General features: G+C 43.9%; 11 protein-coding genes. 6 read left to right on the top strand and 5 right to left on the bottom strand.

Annotation, left to right across the window (positions count from 1 at the left end; genetic code table 11):
- Window positions 1–43 precede the first annotated feature (43 nt).
- Window positions 44–808 (top strand): 4-hydroxy-tetrahydrodipicolinate reductase, encoded by a 765-nt coding sequence (gene dapB / locus HMPREF1139_RS00955; RefSeq protein ID WP_009649821.1) that lies wholly within the window; start codon window positions 44–46, stop codon window positions 806–808.
- Between the two features lie 305 nt (window positions 809–1,113).
- Here the strand turns inward: dapB and HMPREF1139_RS00950 are convergent, their stop codons facing one another.
- The 3 genes from HMPREF1139_RS00950 to HMPREF1139_RS00940 all read right to left on the bottom strand — a co-directional run bounded on the left by HMPREF1139_RS00950 (window position 1,114) and on the right by HMPREF1139_RS00940 (window position 5,912).
- The gene (locus HMPREF1139_RS00950) at window positions 1,114–3,378 is read right to left on the bottom strand and encodes a hypothetical protein (RefSeq protein ID WP_009649472.1); all 2,265 of its coding nucleotides are present in this window, start codon (window positions 3,376–3,378) and stop codon (window positions 1,114–1,116) included.
- A gap of 228 nt (window positions 3,379–3,606) precedes the next feature.
- The gene (locus tag HMPREF1139_RS00945; RefSeq protein ID WP_009649585.1) at window positions 3,607–4,059 is read right to left on the bottom strand and encodes a hypothetical protein; all 453 of its coding nucleotides are present in this window, start codon (window positions 4,057–4,059) and stop codon (window positions 3,607–3,609) included.
- An 80-nt stretch (window positions 4,060–4,139) separates the two neighbouring features.
- Window positions 4,140–5,912, bottom strand: coding sequence for an aryl-sulfate sulfotransferase (locus HMPREF1139_RS00940; RefSeq protein ID WP_009649698.1), 1,773 nt, complete (start codon window positions 5,910–5,912; stop codon window positions 4,140–4,142).
- 413 nt (window positions 5,913–6,325) lie between these two features.
- Here HMPREF1139_RS00940 and purF point away from each other — a divergent pair, with 413 nt between their 5' ends.
- Complete coding sequence (gene purF / locus HMPREF1139_RS00930; RefSeq protein ID WP_009649547.1) at window positions 6,326–7,663, top strand: amidophosphoribosyltransferase; 1,338 nt, start codon at window positions 6,326–6,328, stop codon at window positions 7,661–7,663.
- Window positions 7,660–8,367, top strand: a complete 708-nt coding sequence (locus HMPREF1139_RS00925; RefSeq protein WP_009649681.1) for a hypothetical protein — start codon at window positions 7,660–7,662, stop codon at window positions 8,365–8,367. Before purF ends, HMPREF1139_RS00925 begins: the two co-directional genes overlap by 4 nt.
- 53 nt (window positions 8,368–8,420) lie before the next feature.
- On the opposite strand, the gene HMPREF1139_RS00920 is transcribed toward HMPREF1139_RS00925, so the two are convergent.
- The gene (locus HMPREF1139_RS00920; RefSeq protein ID WP_009649829.1) at window positions 8,421–8,969 is read right to left on the bottom strand and encodes a cytochrome c; all 549 of its coding nucleotides are present in this window, start codon (window positions 8,967–8,969) and stop codon (window positions 8,421–8,423) included.
- 2 nt (window positions 8,970–8,971) lie between these two features.
- Window positions 8,972–11,422: a molybdopterin-dependent oxidoreductase gene (locus HMPREF1139_RS00915; protein WP_009649468.1), complete on the bottom strand. Its 2,451-nt coding sequence runs from the start codon at window positions 11,420–11,422 to the stop codon at window positions 8,972–8,974.
- 152 nt (window positions 11,423–11,574) lie between these two features.
- Between HMPREF1139_RS00915 and HMPREF1139_RS00910 the strand changes: the two genes are divergently transcribed.
- From HMPREF1139_RS00910 to HMPREF1139_RS00900, 3 genes are all read left to right on the top strand, one after another.
- Window positions 11,575–13,578, top strand: coding sequence for an ATP-binding protein (locus tag HMPREF1139_RS00910; protein WP_009649699.1), 2,004 nt, complete (start codon window positions 11,575–11,577; stop codon window positions 13,576–13,578).
- Window positions 13,568–14,260 carry a response regulator transcription factor gene (locus HMPREF1139_RS00905; protein WP_009649559.1) on the top strand — a complete coding sequence of 231 codons (693 nt, stop codon included), beginning with the start codon at window positions 13,568–13,570 and terminating at the stop codon, window positions 14,258–14,260. The genes HMPREF1139_RS00910 and HMPREF1139_RS00905 overlap by 11 nt, the downstream gene beginning before the upstream one ends.
- 190 nt (window positions 14,261–14,450) lie before the next feature.
- Window positions 14,451–17,726 carry a S8 family serine peptidase gene (locus HMPREF1139_RS00900; RefSeq protein ID WP_009649539.1) on the top strand — a complete coding sequence of 1,092 codons (3,276 nt, stop codon included), beginning with the start codon at window positions 14,451–14,453 and terminating at the stop codon, window positions 17,724–17,726.
- The last annotated feature ends 15 nt before the right edge of the window (window positions 17,727–17,741 follow it).

Below are 17,741 nucleotides of genomic sequence, written 5' to 3'. Positions count from 1 at the left end.
CCAAAAATATGCTAAATTTAGCCAAAATTTTAAAGGATAAACGATGGTAAATATCGGTATACACGGCGCTAGCGGTAAAATGGGGCAGATGATAATAAACTGCTTAAAAGATAGCAAAGATGCGAAGCTAGCCGCGCTTTACACGATCGAGCCGCTCGAAAGCGCACCGGAGGGCGTCATCGTGACAGGTGAGCTTAATGAGCTCTTTGCAAACTGCGACGTGGTCATCGACTTTACGATAAAAGAGGGCGCGCTAAATCTCATAAACTACGCAAGGACGAACCCAAAACCGCTGGTGATCGGCACTACGGGGCTTGGCGAGGAGGGTGCTGGAGTGCTAAATTTAGCCGCGAACGCGATGCCTATCCTTTACGCCACGAATATGAGCCTAGGCATAGCCGTGCTAAATCGCCTCGCCAGCCTCGCGGCTAAAACCCTCGCGGAATTTGACATCGAGATCGTCGAGCAGCACCACAGGCACAAAAAGGACGCCCCAAGCGGCACGGCTCTGACGCTCGCAGAGCACGCTGCGAGTGCTCGCGGGCTAAATTTAAAGGACGTCATCGTCACGGGTCGCGACGGGCTGGTGGGAGCTAGGAGCAAAGACGAGATCGCAGTACTCGCTGTGCGCGGTGGCGACGTGGTCGGACGCCATACGATCGGCTTTTATAACGATGGCGAGTTCATCGAGATAAATCACACCGCGACAAGCCGCGCGACCTTCGCCAAAGGAGCGATAAAAGCCGCCGTGTGGCTTAGCTCGCAAAAAAACGGGCTTTATAGTATATATGATTGTTTGGGGTTGTAAAATTTAAAGGCTCTGTTATAATAAACTTGCTTCGCAAACCCTATTCACTCCAGGAGCGACCTAGCACAGACGTGAACAGCGTTTGTGCGGGAGCGAGTAGCCGAACATATAGCACGATTTTTTGCTTCGTTGCACTCGCAACTGCAAGCAGACCGCGGTCAGCTACCGCTTCCCTGTAAATCGGCGGCGATAGCGTCGCTTCACAAGGTTTGACTTCGCTTTAAAATCTGAAAATCAATGAAATATTTTAATAGAGCCAATTTAAAATAATTTAGGCGGCTTGCTTTTGCAAACCGCCAGTTTAGCTACTTTTGGCTATCGATTTTTTTAAGATTTTCCTGCGCTTCTTTGATGAAGTTGTCCTTTTTGAGGCTCTCGATCTGCTCTTTTGTAAGCGGAGAGGATTTTTCAAAATGCGAATCGACTCTCATTTTTTGATTGCCGTCTTTATCCAAAATTTGCATGAAGTCTCCGGTGTGAAGGTTCTTGATGCCGTTTATTTGGACGTTGTAGTGCTTGCTTAGCATCGTGCCGTTCGCGTCTTTGATACCCATAAATTTCGGCTCTTGCGGGCTCGCGTCAAATTCGCCAAAACGCAAGCCAAAGCCCATAGTTTTGGTGTTTTGGTGGCACTCGTTGCACTCTCTTGCTTCTCTTATGGTCGTGTGCGGATTAAGCGGCTGCATGTCGATAGTCAGCATGCCGTCTTTGCGCTTGGCGACGTTGTTTAGAAGCAGCACCTTGCCGTTTTCGTCGATCACTGTGCCTACGGTCTGGATGACGCCCACGACCGGCGTGACGCGTCCTTCGCCGTTTATGCCAAGGATCGGTTCTTCAAACCTAGCGTGCGAATAATCCCCCGCTGAACCGCCTTTTTGCATTATGAAGCTCTTGCCGTCAAAGTCGCTTGGCGTGCCGTTTTTGCCGATCTTTTCAGCCGATTCGATCCAGTCTATCATTTTTGACTTGTTGCTGAAATCCACGCTGTAATCATATCCGTAGTAAGACGACGCCCAGGTCGCGTGGCAAGCGTAGCACTCCATCGTTTCCAGGTGTTTCGCGGCTCCGACCATCGCGAGGCGACCGTTCGGGTTTTTCCATTTGTTGTTTTTCTCGATATCTTTTAGGATAGGCACGACATGGTCTTTGCCGCTTGCGGAGTGCAAGACGACTTTATCGCCGTCTTTTACGACGTTGCCAAAAGCGTTACCTCGCGCAGTGAGCAAAAAGCCGTCTTTTTTGTCGTATTTGGTAGCGAAATTCTCGGTCACGCTCATCGGTGCGTCCGCTAGTCCGCGCGGTTTGTCGCCTAAAAGTATCTCTTTTAAATTTGCGTCTTTTATGGTTCTCGCATCCAGCAGTTCGTCGCCCGTGCCGAATTTTAGCTCCCAAGGATACTTTGTAGGCGTTCCGTGGCAGTCTTGACACTCCACCTCTACATCTCCTAAAGCGACCGTGCCGATGTTACCGTTACCGTGCATGTCGGGGCTGGTGTGGCAGTCTTGGCAGAGCATGCCCGCTTTGTTGTGGATGTCCTCTTTGATGTGCTTGTATAGATAGGTCGCGTTTGGCTGCTGAAGCTTGCCGTGATCGTCAAACGGGATATACGCCCCGCCGCGATCGACCGGAAACATGCCCTGATACTGCAAGCTAACGCGTCTGCCAGATGAGTGGCAGGCGTTGCAGGTAGAAATTTGAATACCGCTGTATTCGCCGCCGTTTACTTTTACTTTGGAATTTCGCGTGCCCTGCATGGAGTGCGTCAGCATGTGCCCGGGTTTAGTTTTGTTTATCGCTTTGTCGCCGCCCTCGTAAAAGCCCTCTACGCCGTATGCGACGTGGCACGCCGAGCAGCCAAGCCCTCTGTAATGTCCGCGCTGCTGCTTGCCTTTTGACATCAAGTGGCAGGCGTTGCAGTTGCGTAGATAGTTGTAAGCCGCCTCCTCGGGCTTTTCTTTTAGAGTGGCGAAATTTGTTTTAGGTATCTTTTTTAGCTCGGCGGGGAACTGATTTTCATGCTGAGCGGCGAGCTCTTTCATATAAGATTTGTAAAATTCGCTTCCGTATATCGGCTCGAATCCGTCCTCGTCCTTGGTGTGGTGATTTGCGTAGCGGTGCTTGAAGTCCTCGTTATCAAGCCCCCAGCCGTAGGTTATGACCTTGATCTTACCCGCATCCGTGCTCATCATCGACTTTGAGATGCTAGCCACTTGCTCGGCGTGACAGGCGCCGCAGGTCTTGTCTATCACGCTAAGTCCGCCCGGAGTCGGCGTGAAAAAGTCGAGTAAATTTCCCTTCGGTGCGCCGCTGTGAGCCTTTTTCTCGTTGTCGGTGATTTTCGGATTACCCCCGTGGCAAACGACGCAGCCGTTAGGATCGCCTACTGTTGCACCCAGCGCATAAATTTGCTGCGCCATTTGGGTATCGTGAGCGGTAAACGGCTCGACGCCGTCGTGACAGGTAAGACAGGCTTTTTTAGGCGCGGGAAAATCCGCTGCCGCAAATACGAAATTCGCCATCAGGACTAGACAAATAAGCGTAAATTTTGCGCTTAAAGCCGATTCTCGCATACTTTCTCCTTTGTTTGAGATTTATTGAATAGAAATTTAATTGTAAAATAAAGTTGATTATATTTAACTGAATTTAATTTATTTTTATAATGTTTATATAAGTATTAATAATAAATTTTATTTTAAAATGCTTAAAATTTATGATTTTAGCGTAGCAAAATTTCCCGTCGCGCCAAAGTGGAGCGGTATTTTTAACTCTAGTGCGAAAAGTCCGTAACGTTTAAATTTTCATCCATTTTTACACATAAATTTTGTCTGAATACTTGGGTGCGACCATAAAATCGACCGAAATTTCAAGCTCTTTTTGCCCTCTGCAAAGCTAAAAAGCAAATTTGGATAGCCTAGATTACGCACGGCTTGCTTGATGTCAAGCTCTTTAAATTTATCTGTATTAAAAATTTCTACCAGATTATCGCTGTCAAGCCCGTCAAAATGGCATTCAAAATAGTATCTCACGAGCTCATTTTTGTTAAAATTTTGCACTATCGCAGCCTTTGCCATTTCGCAAATTTGCGGATAGTGATCGAGCACGTTTAGGCAGATATTTATCTTTGTGCCGTAAGATCTGAAATCAGCAAAGAAAAAGTGCAACTTTTGTCCGTCGTAGCTGGTAAATGCGCTGCCGTCGCTGTTCTCGATCTCGACATTAAGCTCGCCAAAGTATTTTGTATTAAATTTCATCGCCTCCCTTTTGGCTAAATTTAAGCATTCATTTTAGCAAATTTTCCTTGCCCTCCTTTTGGCGAGCAAGGAAGCTAAATTTAATAACTAAAAATATTCGGATCGATGACAAGTGCGCGATACGCGACATCATCGCGAGACGCCGACTCCACGTCCATTTCAAATTTTATATCATTTGTCTTCGGATCGATCTCCACGAGCACCATTTTTATCGTCTTGTCCGGGCGGAGTAAATTTACATTCGAGCTTGATATGAAGTATGTGCCCTTGTCATTTTGCCACTCGACGTTGCTAGTAACCGCGCTATAAAACTCAAATCCGCGCTCCTTGCCAAACTCCCACGACTGCTCTACCGTGCCCTTTTTCTCGTCGATTTTGTATTCGACCGCGCGGGAGTATTTGTCCTCTTTGAGTGCGGGCTGCTCCATGCCGCGTCCGTCGCCGTTGTCAAAGACGCTTAGGTGCTTGACACTGCCCTTGTTGTCGTAGCGCGCAGTGAGCCATGCGGTGTGCTGCGTCCAAGACCAGTCAAAGTCGCCCTCGCATTTTGAGTTTTCGCATTTGATCTTTTTGCCGTTTTTATCCACGGGCACGAGCACTTTTGCTTTAAATTCCTCGCTCCAGCCATCAGGGCTTGCCAATATCCATTTTATCTTTTTGTCGCGCCCGATCTTGACGATGCCTTGATGACGGAGCGAAAGGATGATACTATCGTCGCTCGCGTCGTAGGAGATAGAATTTACATGCGCCCAGTTGCGTCCGGTGCCAGTTGAAGTGATGTCGCCAAAGGGCAGATCGTCGCTGATTTTGATCTCTTTTGCGTCCATGTCGATGTTTAGGCACACGGCGCGCGCGTCAAGGGCTTTGATGAGATTCGCGCGATAAACGTTTTTGCCAAAAATTTCGTTCAAATCCCACTCCTCGACGACCTTGCCCGTGCTATCGACCTGGATGATATGGTCGCGGATCGTGTGCGATACCCTACCGTCGGCGTGGTGGTAGTCGTATTTGCCCACGCGCAGGAGCAGATCGCCGCTAGGCATCGGCATCACCTCGTGGCTAAGGTCGATGTATCCGCGCGGAAGTAAGCGATTATAGACCTCCTTGCCCATCATATCGTAGCGCATATATCGCTGCGCCATGCCAAAGCTAAGATCGCCGTTACCAAGCTGATGAAAGCCCATCATCATGCCGCCGTTTCGCACGTCGATCTCGTGGCGGTCGTAAAATTTCTGATAATCCAGATACCACCTGACCTCGCCTTGCGTATCGACGATGAAATTTTCGGTGTAGTCGTTCCAGCTGGCAGCCCCGCCGCGACGCCAGTCTAGGGGCTTGTGGATACCAGTAATGGTGTTGTTGATGAGATAAAGGCGGTTTTTAAACGCCGGATCGACCTTCCTTGGCACGGCTCGCTGCATGTGCGAAAAGCGAAAATCGCGGCTAACCGTGACGATAGGCTGAGCGTAAATTTTATAAATTTCTTTTTTGGCAACGCCATTAAATTTATAGCTCACCTCGACCTCGTTTAGGTAGTCCGGATACAGCCCCCAAACGGGCACGCCATCGTGCGTCAGAAGCGCGTGAGGCGAGACGTCGTAACTGATGTCGATGCCGCCGTTTGGTTTGCCAAGTACGCGCACGTGGATGTCCGTGATGTCCTTGCCCGCGCGGTCGATGACGGCGGTAAGCGGTGCGACGTCATAAGGGTTGATAAACACCGTCCCCAGCTCGCCTTGGGTCTTGACCTGATGTGCCAGGACTGCGGCGTTTGCGGGCACGGGAACTAAAAACGCACCGCCAAAACCAAGCGCGCAAGCGAGCGCAACGCAGATGAAGGAAGTCTTTTTCATATCCTCTCCTTATAAGGTAAAGTATTTATAAATTGGCTCTGTTACAATATTTCATTGATTTTCAGTTTTTAAAGCAAGAGAATGCGAACAGCATCCCTGTAAAAACCTTGCTAGCGAGCTTATCACCGCCGATTCTTAGGGAAATCGTAAGGCTGACCGCGTTACACTCGCAACTGCAAAGCAGAAGCGAAGCAAGTGTCAATGATTTATTTATAAATTTTTAAAGTCTCGTTTCCGCTTCACTATTTTGGCTACACTTAGCAAATCAACATTTTATTAAAATTTAGCATTTCAAAGATTGTATTAAACTTAAAAAGGCCTAAAATTTAAAATTTAATCACTTGCCCTTGGTATCTTAAATTTTTAGCTTCTTTTGGCTAAAATCGCCTGTAAATTTTAATAAAGGCTTAAAAATGTGTGCGATAGTCGGGGTGATAAATTCAAAAGATGCGGCGAGAACGGCGTATTATGCGCTATTTGCGATGCAGCACCGCGGTCAAGAGTCTAGCGGTATCAGCGCGAACGATGCGGGCAAGATACGAACGATCAAAAATCGCGGACTCGTGACCGAGGTCTTTGGCAAGGATAGCTTTGAAATTTTAAAAGGCGACATGGCGATCGGGCACAACCGCTACTCTACCGCAGGCTCGGACTCGATCCTGGACGCCCAGCCCGTCACCGCAAACTACGCTCTTGGCTCTATCGCGCTCGCACACAACGGCAACCTCGTGAATAAAGACGAGATCCGCAAAGAGCTTATCGAAAACGGCGCGATATTTAGTTCAAACATGGACACCGAAAACATCATCCATCTCATCGCCCAAAATCACAGCCCGCACCTGCAAGAGCGCATCATCTACGCGCTTAGCAAGATCGTCGGAGCGTATTGTTTGCTGATCCAGTCGCGCCACAAAATTTTCGCTATCCGCGACCGCTGGGGCGTGCGTCCGCTCTCGCTGGGACGGCTAAAAGACGGCGGCTATATCGTCGCTAGCGAGACCTGCGCGTTTGATCTAGTGGGTGCTCAATTCATCCGCGAGGTGCGCCCAGGCGAGATGATCGTCTTTGAGCACGGCAGTGATAAATTTGAAAGTATCCAGCTTTTTGAGCCAGATAGTAGAATTTGCGCGTTTGAATATATTTATTTCGCACGCCCAGACAGCGTCATAGACGGCAAAAACGTCTATGAAGTGCGCAAAAAAATGGGCGCAGCGTTAGCCAAAAAAAGCCGCGTGAAAGCGGACTTCGTCGTGCCGGTGCCTGATAGCGGCGTGCCGGCTGCGCTTGGATACGCGCAGGCTAGCGGACTGCCCTTTGAGGCGGCGATCGTGCGAAACCACTACGTCGGGCGTACATTCATCGAGCCAACCCAAGAGATGCGCAACCTCAAAGTCAAGCTCAAACTAAACCCGATGAGCGAGGTGCTAAAAGGCAAAAGCGTCGTCGTGGTCGATGATAGCATCGTGCGCGGCACGACCAGCAAAAAGATCGTGGCGCTGCTGCGGCATGCGGGTGCGAGGGAGATACATTTTAAGGTCGCTTGCCCCGAGCTTAAATTTCCCGAGAGATACGGCATCGACACGCCAAGCTTTGCCGAGCTCATCAGCGCGAATAAAAGCTGCGAGGAGGTGCGTGAATATATCGGCGCGGACAGCCTTGAATTTTTAGACATCGACGAGCTGGTCGCAAGTATCGGCTCCGAGCGCAAATACTCGCTCGTTAGCTTTGACGGGGATTATTTTATAAAATGAAAATTTTAAAATTCCTGCCCGTGCTTGCTATTTTGCTCTTTGCAGGTTGCGCAAGAGATGCCGAGCTGACACCGCCACCGCAGGTCGAGCCCGTTTGGACGCCATATATCGAAAACAACGGCACGAAAATGCAAATAAGCTTTAAAAGAGGTGAAAATTTTGGCGCGATGAAGGAGACTAATGCGACGATGCCTCTTGTGGGAAGCGCCGAATTTAGAGCGCCTACCGGTGAGCGCTACATCGTCCATAAAATAGGCGACATGTATAGCCTGGCGCACGGCAAAAACAATATCATCATAAATTTAGACGCGAACTCACCCATCGATCCCGGCTCAAAAGAGCAGATGAGCGCACTTCAAAGGGCGAAGTCGTTTAAATTTTACGAGATCGGCGCGGGCATGGTGGAGAGCATAGTTTATAGCGCAAAAGGCCATGTCTGCGAGGAATTTTTAGCAAACGAGCCAATAAACGTGAGGAGTGTGACGAATTATTATCTAAAAAAGGGTGGATTTTTCGCGAGCATCATCGACGCGAAATTTATCTATAAAAAGGGCGCAAAGATCGAAAATAAGAGCTTTTACTACGAGATAGAAGATGAAAACGCCCTAAAAGAGACGAGGGAATTTACCGTAAGCGAGAGCGAGCTGTTTTTAAACGATATTAAGAAACAAGGCAGACTATTAGTTGTGCTTTGCGGGATGTGAAATTTAGCTTATAGCAGTCAGCGCTAAATTTAGGGGCTAAGCGCCCCTTCTTTTTATTCGGTCGGAGCTTTGCTTTGTAAAAATCTTACGGCCAGTGAATACTCCGTATCGTTTAAATTCGCCCTTTCTTTCATCGTTTCGATTATACCGGGCCAAACATTTACGCCAAATTCATCATACGGATGGAGAGGATGGCAGGTACTACACCTGGCTTCGAATAGCTCTTTGCCTTGATTTGCCACTTGTTTTTTATCATAGGAGAGTATCTTTGTAGGTAGTGTTAGCTCGAAGCTTACCTGTGTCCATACCGTGTCGTATTCGTCTGGCTTTTCACTGATTTTTTCATATTTTGTGTCAGCGTTTAGCTCTATCTCCTTTTCGAGCAACCCATGTCTGGCATAAGCTATGGTGCTGCCAGCTGGTATAAAGCCGGTGTATTTTACCAGCGAGTGATCGCTATCTTTTTTGATCTCATCTACTTTGGCTCCGGCAAAAATTTTCCCTACCGAGCTATCGTAATTTTGTGTAACATAAGCCTCACCTGCGAACAGGTGAGAGCTAAGTAGAATAAAACCGACTACTAAAGCATTGCTTTTTTTCATTTTTATCCTTTTTTGATGATGATTGGCGGCTCAAACGCTTTTACTAGCGGCGCTACGCCTTTAAATTTCTCTATTTTCACGTTTGCCGTGATGCAGCAAGCCTGCGCTAGCTCACTTGTAGATTTATCTACCGTTAGGACGTTTACGGCCCCATGCACTTCCAAAGAGTCGTTTTTAGACCAGTCGAGCGGATCGTACCAGCTGCCCTCCTGGATACGGATAGCGCCTTGCCTTATCTTATCGGTTACGATCGCTCCTGCTAGTATCGATCCTCTTTTGGAGCTTACTTTTATGATATCGCCGTTTTTTATGCCGTATTTTTTAGCATCTTGCGGATTGATCCAAGCAGGCTCTCTTTCTTGCGCCTCTTCAAGATCTCTTAGCCAAGTATTGTTTAGCTGAGCGTGCAAGCGGTATTTTGGATGTGGTGAAACAAGTGACAAAGGATAGTCTTTAGCGTTCTTGTCGCCATGCCACTCTACCGGCTCGAACCAGCTAGGATAGGCTCTGCACTCTTTGTAGTTAAATTTAGCTATCTTTCTTGAGAAAATTTCTATTTTTCCGGACGGAGTTCCTAGTCTGTTTGTCATTGGATTTTGTATGAAGCCTGCTAGCCTTACGGAGTCATCTTCTTTTGGAAGCTCGAATTCAACATATCCTTTTTTCCAAAATTCCTCGAAATTTGGCATATCTATGCCCATCTCTTTTCCGCGAGCGACTGATCTTTCGTAAAGTGTTTTGACCCAGCTTAGGCTATCTTCGTTGCCTTCTGTAAAGGCGTCATACGCATCCTTGTCAAACCTTTTTAGGATATTTGAGTAAATTTCATAGTCGTCTTTTGCGTTGCACCAAGGCTTTACTATCGGTTTTATAGCAAAGATATAGCTTCCGTTAGATGCTTTTGCTATGTCGTTTCTCTCGCACTCAAGTGTCGCAGGCAAGACTATATCCGCCATCTTTGCAGTGGCTGTCCAGAAGCAATCTTGCATGACGAAAGTCTCTATCCTGGAGCGAAGCGCTTTTATCAGCTGATTTACATCTTGATGGTGGTGGACTGGATTTCCTCCGGCCCAGTAGATCATTCTAAAGTCCGGATACTTTATCTTTTTGCCGTTAAATTCTATCTCTTTGCCCGGATTTTTGATGCAGTCTACTATTCTGGCGCAAGGTATAGTCGGAATTTCTCTTGTGCTCCATTCGCCTTTTGCAGATACTGAGCCCGCTACAGCCTCAAGACCCGGGAATTTAGCTACCTTACTTCCTTGTGCTTCGTAGTGTAGAGCAAAGTCGTATCCGCCGCCAGGAAGTCCGATCTGTCCTAGCATAGCGGCTAAAGTTATCATCATCCAGCAAGGCTGTTCGCCATGGTCGTTTCTTTGTAGCGCCCAACCGCTATGAAGCATCGTTCTTTTGCTAGCGAAAAGCTCGGCTAGCTCTTTTATCTTTGCTTCGTCTATACCGCAAATTTTACTTGCCCATGCAGGGGTTTTTGGCGTATTGTCGGTTTTACCAAACAGATACTCTTCAAATTGTGCATAACCGCTGGTATATTTTTTTAAGAATTCTTGATCTGCAAGCCCTTTGTCGGCTAAATGATAAGCGATACCAAGCATCAAGGCAACATCGGTATTCGGATATGGCGCTATGTGCTCTGCATCGTAATAATCAGCCGAAGTCGTTTGTATAGGGTCTATATTGATGACTTTTAGTCCGCGTTTTTTGATCTGATCTTTTAAATTTTTAAAGTCTTCGTATTGATGATGGGTCGGGATATGCTCACCGATTTGATTTGTATTTATCATATCGGAGCCCCAAAGTACGAACACTTCCGTATTTTTACATATATTATCCCAAGATGCAGAGGCGACGAAGGCTTCGTTCGTTCCTGTGACATGTGGAGTAATGACAGATATAGCACCAGCCGAGTAAGTGTAGCTTCTTTTGCAGTATCCGCCTGCAACCTGCAACATCCTGCCTACTAGAGCTTGCGGGTTATTTACGTTTCCTACGCCGTACCAGCCTACGCTACCGCCATAAACACTTGGATAGCCAAAGTCTTTATAGACTCTTTTTAACTCTTTTGCTATGAGATCATAAGCCTCTTCCCAAGTGATCTCTACAAATTTCTCCTTGCCTCTAAGCGACGGATCGGCCTTGTAGCCTTTCTTTAGATAGCTTTCTCTCACGCAAGGAGCGGTTATCCTGCTTGGGTCATAAGTCCTTGCGACGATACCTTGAAGCATAGAGGATGGATATTTATCGCCTTCAAATTCTTTAAGAATTTCAAAACGACCGTTTCTTTCTTTCCCCCAAAGCGCACCGTAGTGGCTAGCGTTCATGACAAAGTCATCATCGCTTAGGATAGACTCTCCGCCTAGATCGATAGCGCTAGCGCTACTTGCACCAATGGCACCCACAGCGCCAACACTCTTTAGAAAATCTCGTCTTTTCATCTGTTCTCCCTTTAAAGAATTGTGGTTAGTCTTAAAGTAAAATTTTATATTCATTGTAATTATATTGTTAAAGCATAACAAACATATAACAATTAGAAAATTTTATTTAAGTGTTATATAATACATGGCAAAAACGAGTAAGAGCCCGAAAAATGAATACGAAATATATAATAATCTTCTTTTTCCCTATATTTTTCATTTTTTATTTTTATCTTATTTATGCAAACTATAAAGACAATAAAGAGTATGTTTTAAATTTGACCGTCTCAAATCAAATAAGCATGGCTCAAAGCTATAAGACCAGGATAGACGAGCGTATAAGCAATCAAAAAAAGTTGCTGGAAGAGACGGCGAAATTTGTCAAGTCAAAAGATGCAGACAAGGACTACGACCTCATAAGGGACGTGCTTAGAATTTTGGCCAGAACGGCTGGATTTTCAGAGGTTTATGTGGGATATAGCGACACAAACAAGGTCATTTCAAGTGATAAATATGACATGATAAAATACTACTCAAACTACGATGTCAAGCGAAGACCTTGGCATCAGATCGTAAAATCAAAGCAGCAAACCTCCTTTACCGAGCCATACATAGATACGAAGCTAAAAAAATACGTCATATCAATAGCCGTACCGATATATAAAAACAATAAACTCGATAATGTATTGGTTGGCGATTTTGAGCTAGATGCCTTTCAAAAAGAGATGGCTTCGTTTTTTCCTTCCAAATACGGCTCGGCTTTTTTGATGACGGACGGGGCTAAAATTTTAGACTCCACAAAGCAGATCATAGACTATACGGACGCTTATGTCGAGAAAATTTTATTTGCCATATACAATAAAAAACAAGGAAGCGGCAGGTTTTTGATAAATGGCAAAAAATATATCTTTGTATACGATATGATCGCATACGGCGAGTGGATATTCGTTTCTATATTAGAAGAGGATAAAATTTATGAAAATTTAAACGCAAAGACACTCAACAATCTTTTAGTATTTTTATTTTTGATGATTTTTGGCGTTTGTATATCGGTTTGGATGTATATTTCGCAAAAGAGGATTAACGATAACAAGCACTTTCTTAGCTTATTTTCCAAAAGCTCAATAAACGGACTGGTAATCACCGATAAAAATGGCGAGATAACGTTTATAAACAAAACTTTCGAGAAAATTTTCTCGCTGAAATTTAAAGAATTTATCGGTAAAAACATAAGTGAGCTATTTTATTTATTTAACGATGTGGATATATTTGAGCAAGTAAAAAGCGATACAAACAAAAATATCCTGGTCAAGAAAAATATACGAGACTGCTTTTATGGCATCCGCGTCATACCGCTTTTGGAAAAGGGCGATAAATTTGAAGGCGTTATGATAGTCACCTATGATATGACGCATGAGACGCAACTTGAGATGAATAGGCAGCAGCAAGAGAGGATCTTGATAGAAAATTCTAAAATGGCGGCGCTTGGCGAGATGAGCTCGGCTATATCTCATCAGTGGAGGCAGCCATTAAATGCGCTTTTGCTGCTAGTAAGCGACATAGAGGCTAAAATAGAGCAGACTTGTATACAAGATAATGCAAAAAGCGAAGTACTTTCGCGACTTGGTGAGTCTAGGACAAATATAGAACTAATGGACGAGACGATAAATATCTTTAAAAATTTTTACAAGGAAAGCTTGCAGGAGACGAAATTTAACCTGCTTGACATAATGGATGATATCTTGTATATATGCAAGCCTCAAATCACGATAAAAGGCATACATATACAAGCTGATTACGAGATAAAAGACTACGAGATAACGAGCTATTCGTCCTATATCAAACAGGTTTTGCTAAATTTGATATCAAATGCAAAAGATGAGCTCGTAAAAAGGAAGCTACTTGATGAGAATTTTAAAGCTTATATAAAAATAAGTATCGTTGAAGAGGAAACGAGATATATTATAAACGTCGAGGACAATGGTGCTGGCGTGGGTGATGATATAAAAGAGCACATTTTCGAGCCGTTTTTCACGACTAAGGGCAAGGAGGGGACAGGTATGGGGCTTTATCTGTGCAAGTTGATTTTTGATAAGAAAATAAACGGAGATATCATTTTGAGCCATGCCTCGAATCCAACGATATTTTCAGTGGTGCTTTATAAAAATGGACAATAAAATTTTTGAAAATTTAAAAGACACTAATGTGCTTTTTGTCGAGGATGATGAAAATTTAAAAAATATTGTCAAGAGTCTAATTGCGCCTTATATCAATGAAATTTATACGGCTGGCAACGGCGAAGAGGGGCTGGAACTCTTTAATGCAAATAAAATAGATCTCATAATAAGCGACATCAATATGGCTCATATGAGCGGAATTTCTATGGCTCAAGAGATCAGGAAGATAGATCCTGCCGTGCCAATTATATTTATAACCGCTTATGATACCGATGAAAATTTGTATAATTCCATATCATTAAAAAGTAGTGGATTTTTAAAAAAGCCCTTTGATAGGCGCCAGCTGATGATATCTATGCTAATGGCGATCACAAATAGCCAAAATTTAGCCCAAAATACTATCGATCTAAAAAATGGCTTTATCTATGATATGAACGCAAGGATCTTGTATAAAGACGGTGATGCGGTCGTTTTGACCAGGACCGAGCAGCGATTTTTATATCTACTTATCAAAAATATCGGCAGAGTCGTATCGTTTGACGCGATAGAGTCATATGTCTGGAATGAAAAATTTGCTTCGCTGGATACTATTAGAAATTTTATAAATAGGATCAGGAGCAAAATTTATCCTGAACTCATAAAAAATATCTCGGGCATCGGGTATAAGATCGATATAGATTAGTATTTGAGGGCTAAATTTCTCTATATTTTGATTTGTCTTTTTAAATCTTTCTTTTCTACTTCCGTAATTTAAAGCATTTTGCATAAAATTTTAATGATTATGAAAAATAATCTAAATAAATCTTTAATAATTTATTTAGATTAAAATAAATATAATCACATAATTACATTTTTTAAGGTGAGGAGAAGAAATGCAAATGCCTTTTTTAAAAAGTATTTCAACACTTTCGGTGGCGGTTTGCGCCTTGTTGCTTTCGGACGCCTGTAAAGCCTCTACATATGTTGATCCCGGAGAGATCGGAAACATAAATAGCTGGAAAACCGATGAATACAAATCGTATTGGGGATTAGATGGCATGAATGCATCGGTCGCATATGCTAAAGGTGCTAATGGGAAAGGGGTGGTACTTGGAGTCGTGGACTCCGGGATGCTTTTAAGCCATAAAGAATTTGCCGGAGGCAGAGTTTCTGGCATAACGATAAAAGGCGAGTACTCAAAGGATGGTGCTAGATACCCGGATGCCGAGTATGGCAACGCGCCATTTAAACAAAAAAATTCCGAAGAAAAAGATAGAAACAATAAGGGCGAATTTAAAAAAGGTGAAAAATTTGAAACTAGCGGCGATTGGATAGCGGGAGTAAATGACTCTCACGGTACTCATGTGGGTGGCACGATAGCGGCTAATCGCGATGGTGAAGGTATGCACGGAGTAGCATGGGGAGCCAAACTTTTGTCCGCAAATACCGGAGGAAACGACGGTATGACCTACGGGCCAAATCAAGACTATGGATACTTTTACGCAGTATATAGTGAGCTTGCCAAAAAAGGTGCAAGGGCTATAAATAATAGTTGGGGATCAAATAGAAAAGTCAACTCTTCTTATCCTGGTGCGGAAGGTTATTATAGCCCGGGAGTAGCTACTAATCCTACTAAACCAGGAGATTTCTTATATATAAAAGATTTAAATAGTGCCAAAAAAGCTTATTATCAGTTTGTTACAAGTGGTCAAAAAAACTTTATAGACGCTGCATACGAAGTGGCTAAGCAATACAAAATCATACAAGTATTTACTGCTGGAAATCGTGACGGAATGGAAGAGTCTTATACTAGGGCTATGTTGCCGTATTTTCGCCCTGATGCAGAGAAATTTTGGATAAACGTAACTGGACAAACAAGTGGTGATTCTCAAAGATTTAATACGGCAGGACATTCTAAATGGTGGACTATCGCTGCGCCTGGGCAAGGAATAAAATCATCCATAGTTGATGTAAAAACAGGAAAAGCGGGATATGACTCTTGGGACGGTACTTCTATGGCTGCTCCTCACGTTACAGGAGCGCTTGGCGTGATAATGTCAAGATATACTTATATGACAAACGAGCAAGCTAGGGATGTCATGCTAACTACGGCAAGACAGACAAGATACTCTTTTAAGCCAAATGATACCAGGAAGCTTTCAGACTGGACCAGCGAGCTTGGCGTACCGGATAAAAAATGGGGATGGGGAGTAGTGGACATTGGCAAGGCAATGTTTGGTCCCGGTCAGTTTTTAGGAGTGTTTGACGTATATATGGACGTAGATGATACATGGTCTAACGATATCTCTGATAAGGCCATTAAATTTAGAAAAACCGAGGATGATACAGACGCAGCCACGTGGGCTCTACGTAAAGCAGAGCTTGATGCAAAAGGCGGGAATTTAAGCGCTGAAGAAAAGGCCGAATACGATGTGGAGCTAGCAAGAGAAAGAGCAAGAGTGTATAGGGCCGCTGAAGGCTATCGAGGGACTCTCATAAAAAGAGGCAATGGCACACTAACGCTTGCAGGGAAGAACACATATACCGGTGACACTATAATAAAAGCCGGACAGATCACTGCGCTAAATCAATCTCTAACAAAGAGCAATGTAATCGTAGAAAACGGTGGTGCTTTGAAGATCAAAAAGAAACTTACCGTTCAGGAAGTCAAAGCTAATGCACTATCTAGTTGGAAACCAAAGGAACTAATAGAAACGTCAAGGTCTAGCACGTCAGACACCGTAACTGCAACCATAAGATCAGGCGGCAGATTTATAGTGTCCCATGAGGGTATAGTCGGGATGACATCCGCCGGAGCGTCAAATTTAAATCTTACATTTGAGAAAGGCTCTATCGTAGATCTTGAAAATCCGCTTTTTGAAGATATTCAAAAGATATATAAAGATCCGTCAAAATCGAAAAAATACTGGGTAGAAGGTAGCTTTGCAGGATATGATGGAGCTACTTTAAGACAATATGCCTTTTTTGATTTGGTAAAAAATTTTAGTGACTCAAAGCTGGAACTTACAGTTAAAAAGGGTCAAAAAAGTATGGTGGATTTTGCAGGGACTAAAAACCAAAAACTAATAGCTTCCGTCATCGAAAGCTCAAGTGACCAGCCGGCTGTGATGAGTGCTTTTAGAAGCAGACCAGCGGTAAAAACGAGCGATCTTTATAGAAGCTTTATCTTCGCTACTCCTGAACAAGCTAAAGATACTCTTAAAACATTTGCGAACGAGGCAAATTTCGCTTCGCAAAATGCTGCCGTAGTAAATAATCTACTACTTAAAAATATCGTTTTAAACCATGATAGAAATTTTGACGCCGTTAATAGAGATGATGCTTCCACCGGGATGTCTTTTTGGATGACAACGACTGGCAATAGCATAAAATCTGATTCTGACGAGTCGTCTGATAATCTAAAATCTACTTCTTTGACTCAATTATTTGGCGCGGATACAAAGCTAAACGATAGCATTAGAGTCGGTATCTTGCTTGGTATGGGCAAAACAAATACCAAAGAAGATGGTAGCAAGGAATTTGAAAACAAAAATAGACATGTCGGTATTTATGGCGACATGGATTTTGACCTTGCAAGGCTAAAATTAGGCGCTATATACACCAAAGCAGACCATAATAAAGTCGGCTTATCAACCATAGTCTCGCACATATCTCGCGATAAGATCAAAAGCGACGAAACGATGGTGAATTTGTTTGCAAATTTAGTATATAGCGGATTTAGTACTCAAAATTTTAGTATCGATCCTTATGTTGGAATTTCTCATATATATGTAAAAACAGATGGCATGAGTCAAAAAGTTGGACCGTTTACTATGAGCACCGATGATAGTACGAGAAATATGAATATAGCGACTATCGGTATCGCTCCTAGTGTGCCGCTAAAGATAGGCTCGATGGATACGAGGGTTGAGCTTGATCTAGCGTATAATCATTTCTTCGGTGACAAACGTCCTGGCGCAGGGTTAAATATAGCTGATGCCGGTTATGTAAATTTGCAGGGCAAAGCGATAAAAGATCTTGCGACGGTAGATTTTGGACTGAATATGATGCTATCTAAAAATGCTAATCTAAAGGTATTTTATGGCGGTGCTTTTGGAAGCGACATAAAATCTAATAGTCTAGGGGCAAAATTTCAAATTTTGTTTTGATCAAACTGTTTGCTA

The organism is Campylobacter sp. FOBRC14, from assembly GCF_000287855.1.
GTDB classification, from domain to species: Bacteria; Campylobacterota; Campylobacteria; order Campylobacterales; family Campylobacteraceae; genus Campylobacter_A; species Campylobacter_A curvus.
This window is presented reverse-complemented; position numbering and strand designations above follow the sequence as displayed.

Excerpts from the sequence above, each read along its gene's own strand:
- dapB (WP_009649821.1), top strand. The coding sequence starts at position 44 with ATGGTAAATATCGGTATACACGGCGCTAGCGGTAAAATGGGGCAGATG.
- HMPREF1139_RS00950 (WP_009649472.1), bottom strand. The coding sequence starts at position 3,378 with ATGCGAGAATCGGCTTTAAGCGCAAAATTTACGCTTATTTGTCTAGTC.
- HMPREF1139_RS00945 (WP_009649585.1), bottom strand. The coding sequence starts at position 4,059 with ATGAAATTTAATACAAAATACTTTGGCGAGCTTAATGTCGAGATCGAG.
- HMPREF1139_RS00940 (WP_009649698.1), bottom strand. The coding sequence starts at position 5,912 with ATGAAAAAGACTTCCTTCATCTGCGTTGCGCTCGCTTGCGCGCTTGGT.
- purF (WP_009649547.1), top strand. The coding sequence starts at position 6,326 with ATGTGTGCGATAGTCGGGGTGATAAATTCAAAAGATGCGGCGAGAACG.
- HMPREF1139_RS00925 (WP_009649681.1), top strand. The coding sequence starts at position 7,660 with ATGAAAATTTTAAAATTCCTGCCCGTGCTTGCTATTTTGCTCTTTGCA.
- HMPREF1139_RS00920 (WP_009649829.1), bottom strand. The coding sequence starts at position 8,969 with ATGAAAAAAAGCAATGCTTTAGTAGTCGGTTTTATTCTACTTAGCTCT.
- HMPREF1139_RS00915 (WP_009649468.1), bottom strand. The coding sequence starts at position 11,422 with ATGAAAAGACGAGATTTTCTAAAGAGTGTTGGCGCTGTGGGTGCCATT.
- HMPREF1139_RS00910 (WP_009649699.1), top strand. The coding sequence starts at position 11,575 with ATGAATACGAAATATATAATAATCTTCTTTTTCCCTATATTTTTCATT.
- HMPREF1139_RS00905 (WP_009649559.1), top strand. The coding sequence starts at position 13,568 with ATGGACAATAAAATTTTTGAAAATTTAAAAGACACTAATGTGCTTTTT.
- HMPREF1139_RS00900 (WP_009649539.1), top strand. The coding sequence starts at position 14,451 with ATGCAAATGCCTTTTTTAAAAAGTATTTCAACACTTTCGGTGGCGGTT.